Source organism: Planococcus koreensis (genome assembly GCF_004761975.1).
Taxonomy (GTDB): Bacteria; Bacillota; Bacilli; order Bacillales_A; family Planococcaceae; genus Planococcus; species Planococcus koreensis.
This window is the reverse complement of sequence record NZ_RQII01000037.1, coordinates 37,805-54,887: the sequence shown is the minus strand read 5'-3', so window position 1 is coordinate 54,887 and position 17,083 is coordinate 37,805. Positions and strand designations below refer to the sequence as shown.

Sequence of the window (17,083 nt, the reverse complement as noted above, 5' to 3'; positions counted from 1 at the left end):
TTGGCAACATAGGCCATGCCTTCAGGCGGTGTTACAGCCGCAATCGCTAAGATGCTTCCGGGTGATGCTGGCGCAACCAAGCCGCCGCCCATCAATACAAGAGTAAAGACGCCGCTCATTCCGCCGAAAATAACTGCCAGCAGCAAGAGTGGTTTCATTAAGACATACGGGAAGTAAATTTCGTGGATCCCTCCAAGGAAGTGGATGATCGCGGCTCCCGGAGCCGATTGTTTGGCAATCCCTTTGCCGAATATCATGAACGCAAGCAGGACACCAAGACCTGGTCCTGGGTTTGCTTCCAATAGGAATAAAAGTGATTTCCCGGTTTGCTGGACTTGCTCCAAGCCAATCGGCGACAAGATGCCGTGGTTGATGGCATTATTCAAGAACAGGATTTTCGCCGGTTCAATCAAAATGCTCGTCAGCGGCAATAAGCCCGCTTCAAGCAGCCAGTCAACGCCGGATACAAGAACATCTGTTAACGCCTTGACTGCTGGCCCGATTCCGTAGAATGCCAGGATGGCAACCGCTCCGCCCAAAATACCGGCAGAAAAGTTATTGACCAGCATTTCAAAACCAGTCTTGATCTTGCCTTCGATCAATTGGTCGAATTTCTTGATGACGAATGCGCCAAGCGGACCTACGATCATCGCGCCTAAAAACATCGGTGTATCTGGTGCGCCAACGATAACCCCCATCGTCGCAATCGCTGCAACAACGCCGCCTCGCTGTTCATAAATCAACCGGCCGCCTGTATAGCCGATCAATAGTGGCAGCAAGTAGGTGATCATCGGACCGACCATTGTGCCAAGCCGTTCATTCGGGAAAAAGCCCGTCGGTATGAATAATGCCGTGATTAATCCCCAAGCAATAAATGCGCCGATGTTTGGAAGCACCATCGAGCTTAAAAAGTTACCGAATTTTTGAACGCGGACCTTCATTGAAGCTTGATTCATCTCATTCATCCTTTCTGTTATCAGAGCTGCTGCTCTTTTTCTTCTTAGTCGAAGTATAGAGGATAAATGGAAGCGCATTCAATAAGAAAGAAAGTCATCTTTGTCGCCGCCTTTCGGACAACGCTGATGTTTCTATTTTCTAATAGAAGGAAAGCAACTAAAGATGGCGTTCAAGAGGCCATAAAAAGCCTATTCTATGAAAGCCGCTGAGTTCGAAGCAATACTTCCAACGCAATGCCGATTGCCGCTCATTTCTGCTGTGTTTCATTGCCATTTCAACAGGCCGTTCAAGTCTTTGAAAATATAATCCGGCGGCAAATCCAGTTCTTCTACCGGCAAGTTTTTGCGGTTGATCCAAGCCGTTTGGAACCCGAAATTTTTGGCTCCTGACACATCCCAGCCGTTTGATGACATGAATAGCACTTCATGGCTTTCAATCCCCAGCTTTTCCAAAGCGTATTCATAAGAAGTTGGTGCCGGCTTAAACTGTTTGACGTCATCAATGCTAAGTACTTCCGCAAACAGCGTTTGCAGCTCTGCATGCTCGATCAAGGGGTCCAGCATGTCGTGTGATCCGTTTGAAAACACCACTAGCTTTTTATCCTTCAACTGGCTGAGTACATCTGCCACTTCTGGATAAAGCGGCAACCGGAGATAGGCTTCAAGCAATTGCTGCTCGTTTTTCTCATCCGGCTCAAGCCCTTGTTCTTTTAAGACGTATTTCAACGCCTGACGGGTAATGGACTGAAGCGTTGCATAATTCCCCATAAGCTGGCGCAGCAGGAAGTATTCAACTTGCTTAGCTCTCCAAGATTGGCTGATTTTCTCGCCGTATCCCGGATAAAGCTCCTCGCATTCTTTTTTAATTGCTGTCACATCAAATAATGTTCCATAGACATCGAAAACAAAAGCTTTAATTTGGCTGCCCATTGAGAATCCTCCTTCAACGATTTCGTATTCCAGACTTTCACAAACCCTGCTGAAACCCTGAATCTTGACTCGCTTTTTTATATCCTTTACCCTAAATCAGCCAGCACAGTCGGAATTTGCGATAATTGTACCCGTGTATAGAAAACCAAACAACCGTACAGTTAAATGATTAAGTACAAAAAAACCGCCGCTCCCCGGAAAGTTGCCTGGGGAGAGCAGCGGTTTTATGCGCATGTAATTTTACGTTTTAAATTAGCGATGTGTGCTGATTTTGTCTTGCAGCAGGCTCCTGATGCTGTCCACATTCATCAAATCTTTTTTCGGGACAATAAAGCCTGTAATCCCAGTATGGTATAGATAAAAGTTTGACTCGTCTTCTTTCAGATCTTGAATCCAAACCCACGCAACTTTCGTTTCCCCTGTGGCATTGGTTTCCTTCAAGCCTTCATCTGTAAAAACCATTGAATGCTTGCCTAAAACTCCCTCGTTCTTTCCTTCTCGAATCATTTTCCTCGCCGTCCGCTTGATTTGGCGATTGAAATGCACGGGGAAGAACAGCATCCATAAAAACCCGAAGATCAGAAAGGGGATTCCCATAATCGATAAGTGCATGTCCAAGATATAAGATACGATAACGGCTCCCACCAAATACAGGAGAGGTGTTAAAAACCGTTGAGTCATCATTGATTTTCTGATCGCTTTGGAATTTTTAGCCTGGAACAGATAAAATTCCATATAAGTCTCTTCCGTTATATTGTAATTTATTTCCATATTTCGACTCCTTTTAATCTTCCGATTTTACTCCTGCATGGAAATGATAGGAATTTGTGAACTGCTTGTACATCATCACTACGTACTCAAGTCCGCGTTCTTCCGCTTGTCCCACCAACAAACTAATGTCGTCAGACAAATCATCCTACTCTTATCTTAAACTAATTGGAAAATAAATGAAGGCAGCACAAGCAAATACTTTCCAGCAAATCGGGTAGAATCCTGAAATTTTTCTTCTTTGCAAAAAATAATCCCCCTGCCAAGTGGCAGGAGGATTCATGGAAGGAATGATAAACTTGAAGTGGCCTTCAGCCGCCATTTGCTTTTGGTTGGTTATCGGTAACAGGTAAAATGATAATGGGTAATGGGTCATTGGTTTGCCATTCGCCATCAGAGCAATTGCACCGTGGTGCAAAGGAGGTTTCCTTCCATGCCTTGAAGCGGAGTCTCACCGCTCCAAGGATCAGAAATATTTCTCGCTGTCGAATTCCAGAAAGATTGAATAGTTTTTCGTGTTGATGGCATTCGATAGCCGGTTGGCCTGCCGTTCCAGCTCAACCGCTTTGACGCGGTATTCCTCCGGGTCGAACATCGCCCGTTTGATGAGCGGCAGCCCTTCCCCATAGCCGAATTGATGCTCTTCTTTTGCAGCAGCACCGAACTCCTTGAACTTCCGTGCTTTCGCACGCAGCTGAGTTGCCAGTTCAATCGCTTCCACGATTACCAGCTCTTCCCCGTTGAAATTCACTACGTTTTCAAAATTGGCGCGGTACATCAATTTGTCCAATAGCCGGAAATCTTTGCGGATCTCATCGATCTCCACTTCGACCTTTGACAGCGAGCGGACCTGTTTCGGCACTTTGCTGCCTTTTTCAACTTCCACAAATGCCACGCGGTCCATCTCTTCTTCCAATTCGTGAATTCGTTTGGCTAATACACTTTTCAGTTTCACCGCTTCCGCGAGCGATAGGTTCGACATTTCCCGCTCTCCTTCAATTCATTTTGGACTTACCAGTCAGCGCAAAATCCGTTTCTCTTTCGCTTCTTTCAGCCATTGTGGAAACTCGTCCAGCATCTGATCGTACAGCTCTTCGTCCGACACTTTGCTGACGTCCTCCAAATGAAAGAAATTGGCGTTATCGATAAGTCGCCCTTCCATCGTATCCAGTTTTCTCAGCACATCAAAATTGGAATCGCCGATGCCGATAAACTGCCAAAAAATCGGCTGGAAAGATGATTCAACGATGAATTTCTTGATTCCCGGCTTGCAGCCGCCGTCGTTGATGAAGACCAAAAAGACCGGATCGTCGCTGGGCTCTTCTTTCGTATACTTGCGGATCACGTCTTCCATCACTTTCGGCTCATCGTTCCTGCCGAATTTATGTACCTTGTCATTCGATAAAATATTCTTTTCGACATAGCCCATAAAAACGGCTTCCGTCGCAGCAGGCAATCGGGAAAATTCGTTGTCGTAAATCCAGACATCCAAAGCGCCGTCATCGTCAAATTGGCTTGCTACTGCCAGCACCCGCTCTACGACTTCCTGGACGACGCCTTCCCGGTACAAACTACGCATCGAGCCTGAAATATCCAACACGATGCCGACCTTTGCCACGACACCCGTCAACTTCTTCTTCTCCAATACAATCGTCGCGGCTTTCTTTTTCAATGAAATCGTCGTCATTTTTCAACCTCCTAATTTATTCCTTTCTTTAGTATAACAAGAGAATTTCATTTTGAAACCATTAATTTCTAATTATTTATAATGTTCTAAATACCATTTCGATTCATGTTTCGCCTGTCCATGTTTTCTATCGAAAACTGAGTTGCACGCAATTCGATTCCATTTATAAAAGTGAATAAACTAAAAAGCCCCTCCCCCAAGATGTTAATCCAAGGAGAGCGGCTTTGCAGATAATAGAAATCGTTGTTTTAATATATTGCGGTATAAAATTTCAGGTTACAGCAATTCCTCAATCAATTCATCAATTTCATCATGGATGCCCTTAAACAGCGGCTCTCCTGAAATGACCAGGACGTACATTTCCGAACCTTCTTTGCGGAACAATTTACGCAAGGTTTTAACCGCTGCCCCTTTATTGCCAAGCTTCATTTCGCAGCGCGCCAGCTCGTAAATGGCCGGCTGAAACTCTTTTTCCCGCTGCGTCAGCGGTACCAAAATGGCATGAGCGGCCGATGCATTGCCTAAGGCCAACTGGCTTTGTGCGCAGGCAAGCTCGATCCATTCCGGAATTTCCACTTCTTCCGGAATGCCCGCGATAAACGCTTCCACTTCCCCGGGCTTTTGTTCAGCTAATGTCTGCATGACAAGTGTATACGTTTCAGGGTTGAACGGTTCTAAGAGTAATGCCTGTTCGTACTTCTCCAATTCCTCTTTGTCCCTTTCCAGGTTCCCCAACAGTTCGGCCCATACCGTCAACACCGCCGCATCGGCAGGCTGCCGTGCGTGAAGCTCTTGAGCCAGGCTGAGGGCTTCTTGGATAATCTTGAGTGAATCCTCTTCGATTGCTAATTGCGCCATGGCTTGCAGCTGCATGACAGCGGCTTCGTAATGGCCAGTGCGTTTGACGAAAGGCTTTAATTCGTCGACCGCTTCTTTCGCCATTCCACGGCTTAAGCAAAACGCGCCATGCCGCATGACCGGCAACTCGTTTTCCGGAATCTGCCTGGCGGCTTCATCGTATAACGCAAAAACGTGCGAAATCATTCGCAGCCGCTGTGCTTTGTGGAAGAACCTGCCGACGATGCCTTTTCTCGGCTGCACTTCCGCCTCTTCCATTTCTTCGGTTTCGGTGAACCACTGGGCCAGTTCATCGGCGCAAAACGTTTGGGCCAAGCCCAATTGTTCACCGCGAAGCCGTTTTTTCAGACGCTTATTGATTTCATGCGTTTTGCCCAGATGTGCAAGAATCCGGATATATTCCCCGTACAGCCTTTCGTCTTCCGGCCGTTCGGCGATCAACACTTCCAATAAAGCCACAGCACGTTTGAACTCGCCTCTTCGTGCACAGAATTGCACATGCTGGTAGCGGGAAGGGAATGCCCCATTGACCGCTTTCGCCTGTCCAAACAGCGTTTCCGCTTCCGCGAAATTGCCTTCTTTTTCCGCACACAACGCTTTACCGGCAAAGAGCCATTCCTCAGGCACCTGCCCGGCCACCCTTTCAAGCGTTTTCGAAATCGCGTGCACCGATTGTTCTGTCACCGCCAGTTCAAACAAGTCATCGAATTCAAGCTCCAGCGGATCATTTTGCAGAATGAACAGCGCCACCGCAAACGCACGCGGGATGTCGTCAATCTCGATATAAGCATGCATCAATGCTTCCCGCACCGCGGTATTGCCTGGGTCCAGCTCTGTGCTGGAAAGAAGCTCACGGATGCCTGTTTTGTGCCGGCCCGCTTCCATTGCCATTAAGCCCAGCTGGAAATGCGCTTGCGCACTCGGTGCTTTTTCAAGCGCCTGCCCATAAAGCTTGCGGGCAAACGCGCTGTTCCCAGCCTGCTCATGCAATTGCCCTTCCAAACATAGCAGCTTCTCATCCCTTTCAACGTGCCGCATTTCTTTAAATTGTTTGAGCACCCGGTTGCGGAACAATGGATGCTCCCCGAATTCCATGTATTGCTGCGCGATGTCCGCAAACCCTTCCAATTCTTTCTTTTTGAGCCCTTTTTCCAATAACGCAATCGCTTGCTGCTGGCCGGCATATTCCGGCCATTCTTCCCACAGCATCGTCGACGACCGGATGAAAAATCCGGTGTCCCCTTGTTCCGCGTAGCTTGCCAAAAAGGCCACCGCTTCATCAAAACGCTGCTGTTTCACCAAGCTATGCGTAATATACGTCACCGCAAATAAATCATCCGGGTCGAGTTCGAGCGCTTTCCGGTAATCCGCTTCTGCCGCTGCGAATTGTTCTTGTTCCATTGCGACATGGCCGCGGTAAACGTGAAGCACGTCTTTCTCTTCGGCCCCTTCGATGCCTTTATTGACAATGGCCATCGCCTGCTCCCAATTTTCAGCTTCCATATGGATTTCAGCGATTCGCAGATACGCATAAGGCCGCTCGGGAGCCATTTTGATATAACGTTCAAAATGTTCGATCGCTTCCGCTTCTTCACCGAGCGCAAGCAGGCAGCGCCCGATTTCGTAGACGAAATAGCCGTCCTCCGGCATTTCCGCACTCAGTTTTCGGAAACGCTCCAAGGCTTTTCCGTAAGCGCCCGACTCATACTGGATCAGGCTATGCGTAATCTGCGCGTAAATATCCGATGGCAATTGGGCAAGCGCGATTGCCGACCATTTATGCGCTTGGAATAGTTTTCCGACTTCCATATAGCAGCGCGCCAAATGGCTGTAAGCGGCCGGCTGGTAATGATCCAGCTCAATCGATTGCTTTAAATAAGGGATGGCGCGTTCCTGGCTGTCCTGGCTCATCAAAATGACACCTCTTAAAAACAGCGCATACGGGCTGTTTTTTTCATTCACCGCTGCAAGACTCGCGAGCGCCTTCGGCATTTCGTCTTTCTGGTAATGCAGATGCGCCGTCAGCAAAGCCAATTCCGCGTCGTCTACCCCAAGTTCCTGGCGCAGCTGCCCAATCCATGTATCGTGCAGCGCTTTCGCGCGATCTGAAAACAAAATCGAAATCCCGACCACAGCCGCGTAGCGTTCTCCCTTGTGTTCTTGCAGAAAATCGATGAATGCCTCGCTCTCGCCTTCGCCTTCTTCATCGAGAAATTCATACAAGCGCTTGAAGAAATGGTGCTCCCTTTCATCCAGCTGCGCCAATAAATGCGCTTGTGCTTCGTTCACAAACACCATGCTGAGCGAATCGGTCAGCTTATACGCGTCTTTCATCTCAGCATAAGGCACTAGAAACGGCGCCTGGTCATTCGGGTCCTGTATCAGGAGCGCCTGCAGCCGGTCATCATAGCCGACGACGACTTGGACATGCGCATTGTTCTCGACCATCATGCTCAGCAGCACCGGAACGCCGGCATCAATCATCTTTTTATAGATGTCCACAGTGCCTTTGAAATATTGTGAACGCAAACCGAGTGATTCCATATACTCCATCGTCGTGCGCAGTTTGGAACCCGTCACGTCGAAGACGTGCTCAGCGATTTCGTCCTGGCCGATGTCCATGCCGAATGCTTCCAGCATGATTGACAACGAAGCCGGCACACAATAATCCAGCTTCTGGACTTTCGGCGTCAGCTCCAGCTGCTTGCGGATCGCGCCGCGCTGAATCTCTTTCTTGCCGTAAATCGTTTTTTCCAGCACTGCCTTGTGGTCCCGGATCCACTCATCAAGCGTGTCCCATTGCTCTAATTTATAGAGGCATTCTGCTGTCAAATAGGCATAATACTCCTTATTGATGTGATACGGATTTTGCGCATTGACTGCTTCTGTAAGCTGAATCGTTTCCTCGTAGCGGCCGAGCAAAAACAGCCGCCTCACCTGCTCCATCCAAAATGACCAATTGCCCGGATACAAGGCCTGCCCTTTTCGCAGCATCTCCAAAGATTCCGCTTGTCGGCCCGCCATTGATAGATGGTCCGCCAGTAGCAGGCGCACATACTCATCACGCTCTTTTGATTGCCCCGCCAACGCGTCCGTTAAAATGCCCTCCGCTTTGTCCCATTCACCGCCGTGCAAAAAATAGAACGCTTCCAAATCCGGCCACAGCACCCCTTGTACTTCGCTGATTTTGTCCAACTGCTCTTTCGCTTCCGGCAAACGGTTCAGCTGGCAAAATACCCGAAACAGCAGGGTGTATGCCGAAACCCATTCTTCCACCGTATAGGCGGAATCCGCAAGCCCTTGAAGGCGAGCGTTCATGCGCTCTTCCGCTTCCAGGCTTTTGCCGTTCTCCAATAGCCGTGTGCAATGCCAGGCAAATGGCCGCAGCGTCCCAAAACGCTTATACGCATGCGTCGCCAAAAAATTGCTGTATTTGTATAAATCCATTTGATCCGCCAGGCGGATCAAGCGGTAATAATCATCTTCCGTTTCCAATTCTTCCAGCCATTCACGCAGGCGGCTTATTGAACGTGCATCCCATAAACCACGAATCGCCTCGACCAGCTGGCTTGCAGTCTTTATGTCATTTGCCCTCATTTTCTCCCCAACTCTCATTTCTTGCTTATCCCCTTTTTGTTCGGATGATTTATTATATTCTGGAAAATTCTAGGGCGCAATGGTTTTCGGCCGAGCTTTTGTTATTCCCAAAGAAATGTGGCATCCATTTTGTTAAATAAAAACCGCCGCTCCTGGGAATGCTATTTTCCTAGGAGCGGCGGTTTTTGGCATGAATTGCCTTAAACAATCAGTGTAGAAGCAAGCCATGATTGACACGCGTTCAAATTTTAAATTTATGCTCTACCGGGCCTCCCCACTTGAGCTGAACGCTTTCAGGGTCAAGTTTGTACAATCGGGTTAAGATTTCATCCATATTGCCGGAACGGATATGATGGTAGAATTCCTTTTTCATTTTTTCGATGTACTCTTTTTTCGTCAGGCTGTCTTTTTCATCATGCGGTGCAAGATCCTTCTCGTACTTGCTCATTTCCTCTAAATCATCTTTGTCGAAATGATACGGGCTGCCGTCCGGAGCTTTCTTGATGACAAATGGATCAGCTTTGATTACACCCAAATCGTCTTTAAATGAAAAATGATTGTGCTTGATCGAAGAAATATCATTTACGAAAATCGTTTTCTTCACCGCATTCACCCTTCCCATTTTTTTATCCTTCACCTTTAATAATAAAATCTAAAGAAGAAATGTCAATTCCGATTTTTCTGAATTCTTTATCCAGTATATTTATATTTTCAAAAACATGGTGCGGTATTGGGTTCTTATTTAATAATCAATTCAAATTAAACTTCTGCTTCAGCCTCTTCACAATATCCGCTTCTTTGCTTTGGATAAATTCATTGCCGATTTGCTTGACTAAGCTATTGATTTCCTTCGTCATTTCTTTCTTCATCAGCAATTGATCAATCACTTTTCCGTTAGGCGTAAACTGCCTTCCAGCTAACTCATCAAGGGACACGTTGTACAAATCTGCTGTCTTCATCATCAGCTTCAACGATGGTTCGGTCGTGCCAATTTCGAATTTACTGTATACCGCTTTAGTAATCTTCAAATGTCCAGCGACGATCTGCTGGGTTAACTTGTTCTGCAATCTTAACGTTTTTAAATTCTCAGCTAGTTTTGTCATTGAGAAGCTCCTTAAGGTTTTTTGGCAAAGCGGTGGAGACAAGTTATTAGCTCACTGGTCATTAAGACCTAACACATAATCAAATAGTAACATATTACCAATTGAGGAATAAATACAATTTTACTGATTTTGTAAATAAAATAAAGAAGACGCAGCCGAATCCAATGATTCGGCTGCGTCTTCTTATGGTTTACTCATAATCTTAAGCGTCTCAATTTGCCTGCTTCTCCATCGCTCTCCGCCATCCCATAACTTCCCGCGCTTCAATCGCTTTTTCCAGCTTTTCATCCCAGCTGGCAGATGCGGTGTTCCAGACGCGGGCGTAAAAAATGTCCTGTTTCCGGTCGTATAATTGGAATTCAATGCACGGGACATGGGCCACCGAATGTTCGATGCAGCTTGTAATGTCAGTGGTGATGATTTGGAAGCCTTGTTCATCGGATTCCGGCGGCCGGTCAGAGAGCAGCTTCTGGATGCGCTCTTTTTTCACAGCACCTTTCACCGCGTAGCGATACGGCTCGAGTGACTCTTCTGCTTCTGGCGTTTCGCTGTCCTTCGGCAAATCGTAGTCATCGTGGACCGCACTGTAGACAATCTGTGCCGCTTCCGGTTCCATCTCTTCTTCGAAAATGCCTTTTTCCAAGTAGTCATGCCCTTTCGCGGTCAGCGCGTAGCCTTTCTTATCGAGCCCGATCAAACGCGTGCGTTCCATCTTGTCGATCGAGTCGCTGATGAAAAGCTCTTCCACAAACAGCATGTCGGCCAGTGTAGCAGCGCGGCGGATGTCCCGTTCCTGGAACGCGAACAGCAGCATTTTCATCAAGATATCCATTTTCAAGCGCTTGACCCGGCTGATTTTCACATCATACAACACGACCGGCAGCTTCCATACTTGTTCTTTTAAAACGGTGACATCCGGATTTTCCGCGGCAGTCAACCGCAATTTCACGATCAGCTCTTCCACGCCTTCACCTCCTGCTGCTTTCTAATGCCTTCAAGCCGTCTTTCTCTTTGACGACATTGAGCACGTGCTGATACATCGCTCTCGTATCGGCCTGCTTGGCGCGCTTCGTGAACATGTCCGAACTGCCGACCAGCACCAGCAACTCCTTTGCGCGCGACAACGCCACGTTAAGGCGGCGGTAATCTTTCGCGAAGCCGATATCGCCATGCTTGTTGTCGTTATTGCGCACCATGCTTAAGACGATGATGTCCCGTTCGCTGCCCTGGAACCGATCCACCGTTCCAGTCCGCACCGCTAAATGCGGCAAGCGCAGTTCCTGGTCCAGCATGCGCTGCAGCCGTTTGACTTGTTCGCCGTAAAAACTGATGACACCGATGCTTTTCAGCTCTTGCGCCGCCATCCGCCCTGCCCGTTTCGCTTCTGCGGCGGCACCGTTCATTTCCACCAGCAGCCCTCGGATTTCCTGCAGTTCGGCTGCATTGTACAGGCTTTTGCCGCCGCTCATGCGTTCTTCAAACGACGCCGGTTCGTTCGGCACATCGATCCACATGAGGTGATTGTTTCTTGAAACCGTTTTGGATTCCAATAAATGATCGCGCTCTGCATCGGAATCCGCAATGCCGCATTGCAATTGGTCGTTTTCCAATTTGTAGAACGGCGAAATGGTTTCCATGATGTCTTCGTGCATGCGGTATTGGATCGCGAGCATCGTCTTGTTGCTGTCCGGCAAGTTCTTGTAGAGCCGCTCGAACAGCGATTCTGCGAGCAGTTTCTCGAGCTCCCGCTTTTCTTCGAATCCGCTATTGTCGTTGATCATTTCTTCCAGCGTTTCCTCCAAAGTATCGTTGCCGAGCAAAGGCGGCAATTGATGATGGTCGCCGACGAGGATGATTTTCTTGCCTTTCAGCATCGGCAGCAATAATTCCGGCGGCGTCGCTTTCGACACTTCATCGATGATGACCACATCGAATTCCGGGTAATTGTCGATGAAATCCTTGCGCGCGGATGCGACACACGTCGTACCGATGACGTTTGCGTGCTTGATGTACATTTTCCGGATTTCATCCAAATCGTGTTCGTTCGCCCCTTCCAATAAATCCAGCCATTTTTTCTGGATCGACTGCAGCATCGGCAAATCTTTCATTTCCTGTTTCAGCGACTCCCGCGCAAATGACAAACTGGCAAGCTGTTTCGCCGCCCGTTCGTACTCTTCCTCCGGAGTGGAGGAAAGGATGTCTTGCAACGATGCAGCGCCTTGTTCATGCCCCGCGATCGCCTCATCCACCCGTTTGATCTCGGCATCCAGTTCAGCAATCCGGACCTTATTTTTCTCCAGCGCTTCGGACTGCTCCAAGTGTTCATTTTGATGTTTTTTCAAGCGCTGGCCCGCTTCCGCGTATGCAACCTGTTCTTTTTCAAGGTTTTCAAGCTCAGCATTAAGTTGGCGGATGGCGGCTCCAATGTCTTCTGGAATCTCACCCGCCGGTTTCAATTGCTGGCAGCGCTGTTCGAGCGGTGCCATCGCTTCGCGGGCTTGTTCCAGCCGCTCCAGCCATTTTTGCTCGACCGCTTCGTATTGCTGCAGCTGCTTTTCAAACTGTTCGCTGAGCGCCTTTTTCAAGCCCTGGAACGCACGCTTCGAATCTTCCACATACGCTTCCGCCGTTTTCAGCTTCGCGCCTCTGCGCCAAATATTGTTTTGGCGTTTGTATAAACTGTCCAGCGCCTTTTTCAAGACGGCTGGATCGTTGCGCTGCGCCGTTTTCAATACCGTCCGCAGCTTCTCCATAAAGCCATCGATTTCTGCCGAAGTGAACGCTTCCGGTTGAGACAGTGCCCCTTCTTTGACGTCATCAACTGCAACCCCAAGTGGTGCCGCAGATTTTTCGACGTATGCAATCGCAGCCGTAATCGTCTCGTTGTATTGATTGAGCTTTGCCCATTCGTTCATCTTTTCGCGGTTTGTTTCTAGCTTGTTAAGCCCATAGGTAATAGAAGGAACTTCCTCAATCTTTTGCTCCGCCATCAGCTGCAGCAAGCCGTCCACTTTCTTGACGGTTTCCAGCACGCCCTGCGCCATTTGTTTTTTGCCGACAGCCGCTGCTGCTTGCTCTTGCTGCGCCGCAAGTTCCTCCGCGCCACGTTCTTTATCCTTCAATTGCTCAGCGAGTCCATTGAATTCAAGTGCATTTTGCAGCTCGCCGACTCTAGCCGAAATCCGCTGCTTCTCTCCTTCGAACCACTCATCATTCTTCGCACTGCCCGCCACTTCCAAATCGTTGCGAATCAATTCTTCCAGCCTTTGGAGCGTTTGCGCCAGTTCATCGCTGTGTTGAACCGCTTTGTCCTTTTGAACTGCGAAAGCTGCCCGCTTATTTTGTGCCGCTGCAAGAGCGGCCTGCAGTTCGCGGTGCTGCGCTTGCGCTTTCTTTTTGTCTTCGATGGCCGCCGCCAAACTCTCGACTACTGGCTCAAGCTCGGCATACGATGTTTCATTCGTTGCCAATTCGCTCACCAGCTGCGGTTCGCGCTGTTGGCGTTTTTCATACTGGGCCGTGATTTCCTTCAAAGTATGGTCTTTCCAATACTGGCCGACGTTTTCTTCGATGAATTTCTTTCCTTCTTCTTCGATGCTCTCGGTGCGGCCAACACGGAGAATCCGGATATCCTTGTTCGCGAGCAGGCGGCCGAGCGCATTGTCCACCGCCAAATTCGATTGCGATGCGACAAGCGTCCGCAAGCCTTTCCGGGCATTTTGCAGGCAGATCTCGGAAATAACTGTCGTCTTGCCAGTCCCCGGAGGACCTTGGATGACGTACAAATCTTCCGCCCGCATTGCGCCAGACACCGCTTTTTGCTGGAATTCATTGAGTCGGTTGTGGAACGCCAGCTTTTCCGGCGCCTGGAGCGGCTTCACGGGCGGCTTTTCCTCGAACAGGATGCGGTCGAGGTTCGGATTCACCGCGAGCCCTTTCTCCAAATTCCCGAAGCCTTGGCGCAGCCGCCTGATCTGGCTGAGCGCCGCGAAATTGCTGAACACCACTTCTTTTTTATCGAGCGCAAGCGCGCGTTCCCGTACTTGCTTGACCATATGGTTTTGGAGTTCGACTTCGATTGTGCGGTTTGCCGCTTTGATGACGGTCCCGACGTCGCCGGTAATTCCGGTCAACCGGACAGTCAGGTTTTTCAGCGTTTTCCATTCCGCATCTTTCAGCTGGCACCCCGTCAACGTGATGCGGCTGAAGTCGTGGCTGAACACCAGTTTGGAATAGCCCGTTTTGATGTCCGGAATGTCCATGCCGCGCTCCTGGATCTTCAAATAACCTTCCCAGCTGCCGATGCGTTTTTTCACGTAATCCGAACTTTCCTTCGCCGGCTTCATGCGGTTGATCAAATTGAGCAAAGCGGCCGATGCCGGTTCGCGGGATTGATCAAAGGCGATCGTCTCCTCGCGCTGCCAGTTCGTACCAAGCGCTTGGTACGCTTTCCGCAGCGTCAAGTTCGTCACCAGCAATTGCTGGTTCGTAAAAATGCCGTGGACGACAAGCGCACCGTCGAGCCCTTTCCCTGCCAGCCGCAGTGTTTCAGCGCCGCCGAAGATCAACGCGACCGAAAGCGAACCGTCTCCATTTGACGGATAGCGTTCGATGAACACCTGAAACGGTTTTTCGCCAACAAAAAATGAGCGTTCGCTGATGCCGAACCCTCTCATCTTTTCTTTCGCGGTATTGGTCAACCGCAATGCTGTTCTGTATGTTGCTGTATGTGTCCGTACCATTTAATCACCTGTTCTATAAAACTGAAAAATGTATGCCTGAAAAGTTTCTACCTCATCATATCATCTATTATCGGAGAGGATTGCCCTTAACAATGAACAAATTGAAAAAGAATCATTTGGCATAAGGATGAAATTAAGTTGGTCAAATAAAAAAATCGCCCCTTCCTGGGTGGGGTGTGAGATCCCGGGAAGCGGCGATTCATATGGAATAATTTATGGCGAAAAATCCCTGCCATTTAAATTAGTCTCGATAACAAGATACAAATTTCAGAGATCTTTCAGTATCTCCTGTATTTTTTCTTCGAATACAGGTCCGAAACTTTCAGAATAAGTATTGGTTAAATGTCTGTTATCACGGTAAATCACAACGTTCCCGATGACTGGATTGAATTTGCCGTCCACCTTAAAGTATTCGCTGAAATCAATCTTATGCAATGATTTATTCTCTTGCTCAAACTGCTTCCAAAAGCTTTCATCTTTCTGGTTATCTATTGAATTCATCTTTTTGGCGGTTGCTTCGAGCCCCTCTGTCTCTAACGATTCCAAAACATTAAAGTCATACCTCGGAACATCGCGAATGGCCAGTACTTCAATGCCGTATTCAGCATTAACAAACTGCAGCTGATCAACTAAATGTGATTGCGTTTTATCATTCGAAGTATTAGAAGCTGTGGCTTGGGCCAGAATGAGATCTATGTCTTCATCTTTTAGATACTCCAAAACATTATTGACCCATTTGCCTTTCAAATCATCGTCCGTGTAACCTGTTGAAAATCGTGTGCCTGAACGCGTTATATTCAGTACCCGGTAATTATTATTCTTTGCAGCCTCTAAAACTGCACCCAGCCAATGTTCGGAATGGGAACTGCCAATCAACGCAATCGTCGCATCATAATTTTCAGTTTCTCCATATTCCCCTATTTTCAGGTCACTATTCTTCATGCCTTGGTTGCTGCCATCCAAATGTGCCTGCGGCAAATCACTAAAGACTTCAGCAAATGCTGGAATCGGTTCTTGAACCGGCAAATCATTCGGGCTTGCAGCAGCTAATGCGCCAGGATAGTTTTGCTCCGTTATTTTGCTATCCAGCTCATTTTGCTTTATGTAGGAGCCAGCCACAAGAGACCCGATTAAAAGCAAATTCACGCTGCCTAATATCCCCAGTCTTTTAAATGAAAAGCGATTATTAGTTGAGTTTCTAATCGGCTCTTCTATATATTTTGTCATAAAGAAAGAAATGACAATCGAGACAATAATTATAACTGTTCCATCAATGAGGCTTGGAGTTTGTTGGACATTGTAGCGATAAAACTGCAACAATACCCAGTGCCATAAATAAATGCCAAAAGAAATCCCCCCCAGCTTCACCAATACCGGAGAGCCAAGTAAACGTTTAACGCTAAATGCCGTATCTTGTGTACCCGATAACACGATAAACAACGCGCAGACCATCGGCCACATAGCAACATAGCCCGGAAATAGCTCTGAGACCTCGAAAATTATTCCTGTTAAGATCAACCCGATTAACCCAAGCCAGCCGATTAACGCTGCAATGTATTTATTTATTCTCATAGAAGACAAATTGACACAAAGCAAACTGCCTAAAGCAAATTCCCATACACGAGTCATCGTAATAAAATAAGCCCATGGCTGATTGACAGCCGTCATGTAGATAGAATAAGCGAAAGAAGAGACAAATAATATCCCTAATACTGTATTGATCAAAGTTTTAGGGTTGGCTATTTTATACTTTTTCAGCATAAACAATACGACAGTGAATACCAAGAACCAGATGAGGTAAAATTGGCCTTGTATGGACAAAGCCCAAAAATGTTCCACTGGGCTTTTCATTTGGCTGGAATCTAAATAATCCGTGCTCGAAAATGCCAACTGCCAGTTTTGGAAAAAGAACATAGAAGCAAAAACTTCTCGAATCGTTTTATTTAAAATGGATGCCGGCAACAAAAACCAGCTTAATACCAATACAATCCCCAGTATGAAAAATACAGATGGCAGAAGTCTTTTCAGCAGCTTTGTTACATAGGGCCGAAAATGAAATTCTCCAGTTCGGTTGATTGTTGAAATAATTGAAGTCGTAATCAGGAACCCTGAAATGACAAAAAATACATCAACCCCGCCAGACACACGATTAAGCCATATATGATAAATCGCTACCAGCAATGCAGCTACAAAGCGCAGGCCTTCGATTTCCGGCCTAAAATTTCTTTCAATATTGATTAAGGGTTGGTTCATTTTTTAATAGCTCCTATACTTTATTTATCATGCATACAATTCATAATCATAACATTATAAAGTTGTTAATTGTATATATTTTGAAATACATTCTCTGTTAATAGCTTTCTCTAGTACTAAAAAAGAATGATTAAGTTTTTTGAGCTTCAAATCCGGGATTAAATCTTTAAAGAACAAGGCTGAACAAAG

The 17,083-nt window shown here is 47.4% G+C and carries 13 protein-coding genes; all 13 read right to left on the bottom strand.

The features are described 5' to 3' along the window. Window positions 1-956: mannitol-specific PTS transporter subunit IIC (mtlA, locus tag EGV91_RS08980; protein ID WP_158290596.1), on the bottom strand; the 956-nt coding region annotated here is incomplete at its 3' end. Window positions 957-1,220: 264 nt separating this feature from the next. Next, on the bottom strand, window positions 1,221-1,886 hold the full coding sequence (locus EGV91_RS08975; protein WP_135502805.1) for a haloacid dehalogenase type II: 666 nt from the start codon (window positions 1,884-1,886) through the stop codon (window positions 1,221-1,223). A 252-nt stretch (window positions 1,887-2,138) separates the two neighbouring features. Next, window positions 2,139-2,657, bottom strand: coding sequence for a YcxB family protein (locus EGV91_RS08970; protein WP_135502803.1), 519 nt, complete (start codon window positions 2,655-2,657; stop codon window positions 2,139-2,141). Between the two features lie 13 nt (window positions 2,658-2,670). Next, the gene (locus EGV91_RS17480; protein ID WP_277751542.1) at window positions 2,671-2,796 is read right to left on the bottom strand and encodes a hypothetical protein; all 126 of its coding nucleotides are present in this window, start codon (window positions 2,794-2,796) and stop codon (window positions 2,671-2,673) included. Between the two features lie 12 nt (window positions 2,797-2,808). Continuing rightward, entirely contained in the window at window positions 2,809-3,072 is a 264-nt protein-coding gene (locus tag EGV91_RS08965; protein WP_135502801.1) for a hypothetical protein, read from the bottom strand. A gap of 48 nt (window positions 3,073-3,120) precedes the next feature. Then, window positions 3,121-3,636: a hypothetical protein gene (locus EGV91_RS08960; RefSeq protein ID WP_135502799.1), complete on the bottom strand. Its 516-nt coding sequence runs from the start codon at window positions 3,634-3,636 to the stop codon at window positions 3,121-3,123. A gap of 36 nt (window positions 3,637-3,672) precedes the next feature. Then, window positions 3,673-4,341, bottom strand: a complete 669-nt coding sequence (locus EGV91_RS08955) for a vWA domain-containing protein (RefSeq protein WP_135502797.1) — start codon at window positions 4,339-4,341, stop codon at window positions 3,673-3,675. A 276-nt stretch (window positions 4,342-4,617) separates the two neighbouring features. Continuing rightward, window positions 4,618-8,814, bottom strand: a complete 4,197-nt coding sequence (locus tag EGV91_RS08950) for a tetratricopeptide repeat protein (protein ID WP_241666153.1) — start codon at window positions 8,812-8,814, stop codon at window positions 4,618-4,620. 223 nt (window positions 8,815-9,037) lie between these two features. Continuing rightward, entirely contained in the window at window positions 9,038-9,418 is a 381-nt protein-coding gene (locus EGV91_RS08945; RefSeq protein WP_135502795.1) for a hypothetical protein, read from the bottom strand. A 127-nt stretch (window positions 9,419-9,545) separates the two neighbouring features. Beyond that, window positions 9,546-9,899: a helix-turn-helix domain-containing protein gene (locus tag EGV91_RS08940; RefSeq protein WP_135502793.1), complete on the bottom strand. Its 354-nt coding sequence runs from the start codon at window positions 9,897-9,899 to the stop codon at window positions 9,546-9,548. Between the two features lie 211 nt (window positions 9,900-10,110). Continuing rightward, window positions 10,111-10,863: a hypothetical protein gene (locus EGV91_RS08935; RefSeq protein WP_135502791.1), complete on the bottom strand. Its 753-nt coding sequence runs from the start codon at window positions 10,861-10,863 to the stop codon at window positions 10,111-10,113. Between the two features lie 4 nt (window positions 10,864-10,867). Then, window positions 10,868-14,641 (bottom strand): AAA domain-containing protein, encoded by a 3,774-nt coding sequence (locus EGV91_RS08930; RefSeq protein WP_135502789.1) that lies wholly within the window; start codon window positions 14,639-14,641, stop codon window positions 10,868-10,870. A 267-nt stretch (window positions 14,642-14,908) separates the two neighbouring features. Beyond that, window positions 14,909-16,894: an acyltransferase family protein gene (locus EGV91_RS08925; RefSeq protein WP_135502787.1), complete on the bottom strand. Its 1,986-nt coding sequence runs from the start codon at window positions 16,892-16,894 to the stop codon at window positions 14,909-14,911. Between the last annotated feature and the right edge of the window lie 189 nt (window positions 16,895-17,083).

Coding starts and splice junctions, on each gene's coding strand:
- EGV91_RS08975 (WP_135502805.1), bottom strand. CDS start 1,886: ATGGGCAGCCAAATTAAAGCTTTTGTTTTCGATGTCTATGGAACATTA.
- EGV91_RS08945 (WP_135502795.1), bottom strand. CDS start 9,418: ATGGGAAGGGTGAATGCGGTGAAGAAAACGATTTTCGTAAATGATATT.
- EGV91_RS08950 (WP_241666153.1), bottom strand. CDS start 8,814: ATGAGAGTTGGGGAGAAAATGAGGGCAAATGACATAAAGACTGCAAGC.
- EGV91_RS08960 (WP_135502799.1), bottom strand. CDS start 3,636: ATGTCGAACCTATCGCTCGCGGAAGCGGTGAAACTGAAAAGTGTATTA.
- EGV91_RS08940 (WP_135502793.1), bottom strand. CDS start 9,899: ATGACAAAACTAGCTGAGAATTTAAAAACGTTAAGATTGCAGAACAAG.
- EGV91_RS08955 (WP_135502797.1), bottom strand. CDS start 4,341: ATGACGACGATTTCATTGAAAAAGAAAGCCGCGACGATTGTATTGGAG.
- EGV91_RS08970 (WP_135502803.1), bottom strand. CDS start 2,657: ATGGAAATAAATTACAATATAACGGAAGAGACTTATATGGAATTTTAT.
- EGV91_RS08925 (WP_135502787.1), bottom strand. CDS start 16,894: ATGAACCAACCCTTAATCAATATTGAAAGAAATTTTAGGCCGGAAATC.
- EGV91_RS08930 (WP_135502789.1), bottom strand. CDS start 14,641: ATGGTACGGACACATACAGCAACATACAGAACAGCATTGCGGTTGACC.